Genomic DNA, 3,781 nt, shown 5'->3' with positions numbered 1-3,781 from the left:
AGGCCCCATCGGAAGGTTTCTTCGTAGAACCACGCTAAGGGGGAACTTTCAGAGAACATCTTCACGTTCCCCAGTCTCTGGCTGGCCTGATGTTCAGCGGTCGCGCAATTTTGCGGTCAGCGGCTCTAGAATGCCAATCAAAGTCGCCGGAAAGGATGACGTGCTCCCACCCGAGCGGCGAGGTATGCGGAAGCAGCTTGGCGTCGTAGAGCGGGCTGGCCTGTGCGAGGTGGCTGGCCGCTTTGTCCATGTAGATCGTGTTCCAGAACGTGATGGCGGCGATGACGAGGTTGAGCGCCATGGCCCGTTTCTGTTGAGCCGCGTCAGAACGATCATGAATGCGCCCTTGTGAGTGGGCAAAGACGGCCCTGGCCAGCGAGTGCCGCGCTTCGCCCTTGTTGAGGCCTGCGTGGCATTCCATGCGCAGAGCGGCGTTTTCGATCCAGTCAAGCATGAAGAGTGTGCGTTCGATCCGACCGATTTCACCGAGGGCAAGATACAGCCTGTTTTGCTGGCGGTACGCCCCAAGCTTTCGCAGGATTTCAGACGGTTTCAGAGATCTGTCGCGGATGCTGGCCGCGAGTCGCATGACGTCGCCCCAATGCTGCCGGATCACCTCTTCATTGATAGGCTTCCCGATCAGAGGCGACAGGGTAGGCCACGCCTTCGCGCCACCGAAGCACGCCAACCGCCGGTCGGGAAAGTCGCGCAAGCGCGGGGCAAACGTCATCCCCAACAGATGGAACAGGGCAAAGACGTGGTCCGACACGCCGCCGGTATCTGTGTAGTGAACGAGGGGGTCAAAACTGGCCGGATTGCCCAGAAGACCGTCGAGCACAAAGGGCGCTTCGCCCGCCGTCGCCCCGATGACGCTGGAATGGAACGACCCGTACTGGCCCGACAGGAAAGAATAGATTTTCAGGCCGGGATCAGGCCCGTACTTGGCATTGATGAGTCCGCTGCCACGATTGGCAGAGAAGAACTGGCCATCTGATGAGCTGTGCTCAGCCGCGCCCCAATGTCGCGCGAAGGGCAGACCATGATGGGCATCGACAATGCGGCCCAAGGCATCCGCGAATGTCTCGGGCCGAAGGTACCATGTCTGCGCCCAGGTCAGTTGCGCATGGCTGACACGCGATGAGGCGTGGGCCATCCGCTCCAAGCCGAGATTGGTGGCTCCAGCCAAGATCGTGGCCAGAACTGCAGCGGGTTCATCGTGCTGCTTGCCAGACCGCAGGTCAGTGAAGGCATCAAGGAACCCGGTCTGCGCATTCACCTCCCAAAGCAGCTCCGTGATGCGGATACGCGGCATCACGGCGTCGATGGCCCGTTCCAAACGCACCGCAGGAGGTGGTGTCACCGCATCATGTGGTGTGATTTTCAGCCGCCCACGCTCGATACGGACGCCGATAAGAGCATTGCGTTTCAAGGCGCGGTCCACTTGGTCAAGACGTTTCGCCAACATGCTCCGGCGATCAGCCAGCCACGCGTCCGGATCGGTCTCGAAGCCTGCATCCCGCATGACAGTTTCAGCCGTGTCCCGGGGCATCAGGTAGCTGTCGAACCGGCGATACTCACGACTGCCGTCGACCCAGACATCCCCGGCACGCAGGCGGTCTCGTAAGGTGGACACAATAGCGGTTTCATACACGCGCCGTTGTGGCTGACCGCCTTGGACGATCAGCGACGGCCAATGCTTGGCGGCAAACGGCATGGGCAGATTATCGGGCAACTTGCGTTTGCCGGTGCGGTTCTGATCCCGCAGCAAGGCGATGGCGTCCTTGAGATCATCCCCCGCATCGGTCGCATTGAATTGGAAGGCCTCCAGAAAGGCAGGGGCGAACTTGCGCATATACGCATAGCGCTCGGTCGCCAGAGAAAGCGGGTCACTGGTTGCCAGTTCTCCGAAGCTGGCGATTTCGTCACGCTTGCCCAGGAGCGTATCCCATCCGACATCCGCATCCAGCGCAGCAAAGGGGTCTTGACCCAGGTCTTGTGCGCGGGCCATGGCATCAATGGATGCGCCGAAGAGCTGCATCAGCTTGCCAACCCGGGTCTTCCCTATACGCCAAACCTCCTCCTGATGGTTGCGGGATCTTGAGAAGAGCTGGCCGGTCAATCGCTCGAACTTGGCGATGGTCGCGTCGGTGATCGTGACGGATAAATCCGCCATCTGCGCCGCGAGTGTTGCGATCCGCCGCCGCACGCCAAAGTCGTTCAGCAAGCTCACGGGCGCTACAGCACCCTCGCGCGCGAACTTGAGCAGCCGGTCCGGGTGCAGCCCCTGGCCAAGATCTGGCGGCAGATTCAATGATCGCAGATATTTCAAACGGTCCAGAAGCGCGGCCATGCTGGCCGGGCTGGTCGAGTGCGGAAAGCCGCGCAACCACGTGAGCCGCGTTTGCCCTACGGACGGGTCATTCACCAAGAGCGCCTGCAAATGGTCACGCTGCTCCAGTGAGAGGGCATCAAACAGCGCCGCGGCAGCCTCCCTTCGCGCGCGCGCCCGGCCCTTCAAGGCGAGGCGCTCAAGCGTGTCCACGCTCGGCAGCGCCAAACGGTGCTTGCGCAGGTCCGCAATCAGCGTCTCGACAATCGTCACGCCATGATCCGTCGCAAAGGCCGCCCTCGTGGCGATATCCTCCGCCTGCTGCACATGTTCAGATCCGAAAGGGGACAGACCCAAATGGCGCATCGCGAGGGCATGGTGTTCATGCCGCGTATTTCGCCTGACGGCATATTCACCGAGAGAACAAGCATCGATCTGAAGTTGCTCTGCAAGCCAGGCGATCAGTTCAGCTGGCGGCATGATGTCTTCGCTCCACCCCAAACCAGGGTAGCGCAGCAGACAAATATGCACCGCAAAGCCAAGGTGGTTTTCGGCGCGGCGGCGAGTACGGATCAGATCAATGTCATCTCCGCTCAGCAGATAGTGACGGATCAAGGCTTCAGAATCTGTCGGCACCCCGAAGAGGTCCGCATACGCGCGGGAGGAAAGAAGTCTACGGGCCATAAGGCGTCCTCAAAACGTTGTTGCAAGTTTGAAGACGCCCAATATTATAGAGACTGTTAAAATGACAGATATCCTGCGCAAATCCGGGATTAGGGTCACCACCTGCGATTAGGCCCTAAAACGGCCGTTTTGGAGACACCATGCCACGCACTGGCGACATCCTCGGATACGCAAGGGTCTCGACCGTCGACCAAGATTTGTCCGGACAGAAAGATCGGCTGCTACAACACGGCGCTATTCGCGTGTTCGAAGACGTGATCTCAGGCAAAACGTTCAACCGGCCCGGTTTGACAGCCTTGCTTGATCAGGCAAGACCCAACGACACCCTCGCCGTCATTCGCCTCGATCGGTTGGGGCGCTCGCTCAAGGAACTCCTGGAAACCGTCGACGGCCTCAAAGCCAGAGAGATCAATCTGATCAGCCTCGAGGAGCGGATCGATACGACTTCCGCCGCCGGAGAGCTCGTGTTCCATGTCTTCGGGGCCATTGCGCATTTCGAGCGCCGCCTGATCTCTGAGCGCACCAAAGACGGCCTGATCAACGCTCGAAAGCATGGCCGCACCCCTGGGCGCCCGCCATTGCAACCCGAGACAATCTCAGCCCTCCAAGATCTCGTCGGCGCAGGTAAATCCGTCGCTCAAGCCGCAAAACACCTCGGCATAGGCAGATCAACAGCTTACAAGGCGATCAGAAATGCCACGCTGTAAGCCATGTTCAGGCTTCGTTCTCCCTTAGCGTGGTTCTACGAAGAAACCTTCCGATGGGGCC

At 59.9% G+C, this 3,781-nt stretch carries 2 protein-coding genes; one reads left to right on the top strand and one right to left on the bottom strand.

Features of this window, described 5'->3' with window-relative positions:
• Positions 1-61 precede the first annotated feature (61 nt).
• Positions 62-3,013 (bottom strand): Tn3 family transposase, encoded by a 2,952-nt coding sequence (locus tag GC127_RS00900; protein ID WP_151976027.1) that lies wholly within the window; start codon positions 3,011-3,013, stop codon positions 62-64.
• 140 nt (positions 3,014-3,153) lie between these two features.
• On the opposite strand from GC127_RS00900, the gene GC127_RS00895 reads away from it, so the two are divergent.
• Entirely contained in the window at positions 3,154-3,720 is a 567-nt protein-coding gene (locus tag GC127_RS00895) for a recombinase family protein (protein ID WP_151976026.1), read from the top strand.
• Positions 3,721-3,781: the final 61 nt, after the last annotated feature.

It is taken from the genome of Roseovarius sp. EC-HK134, assembly GCF_902498815.1.
In the GTDB taxonomy this organism is placed as follows: Bacteria; Pseudomonadota; Alphaproteobacteria; order Rhodobacterales; family Rhodobacteraceae; genus Roseovarius; species Roseovarius mucosus_A.
This window is presented reverse-complemented; position numbering and strand designations above follow the sequence as displayed.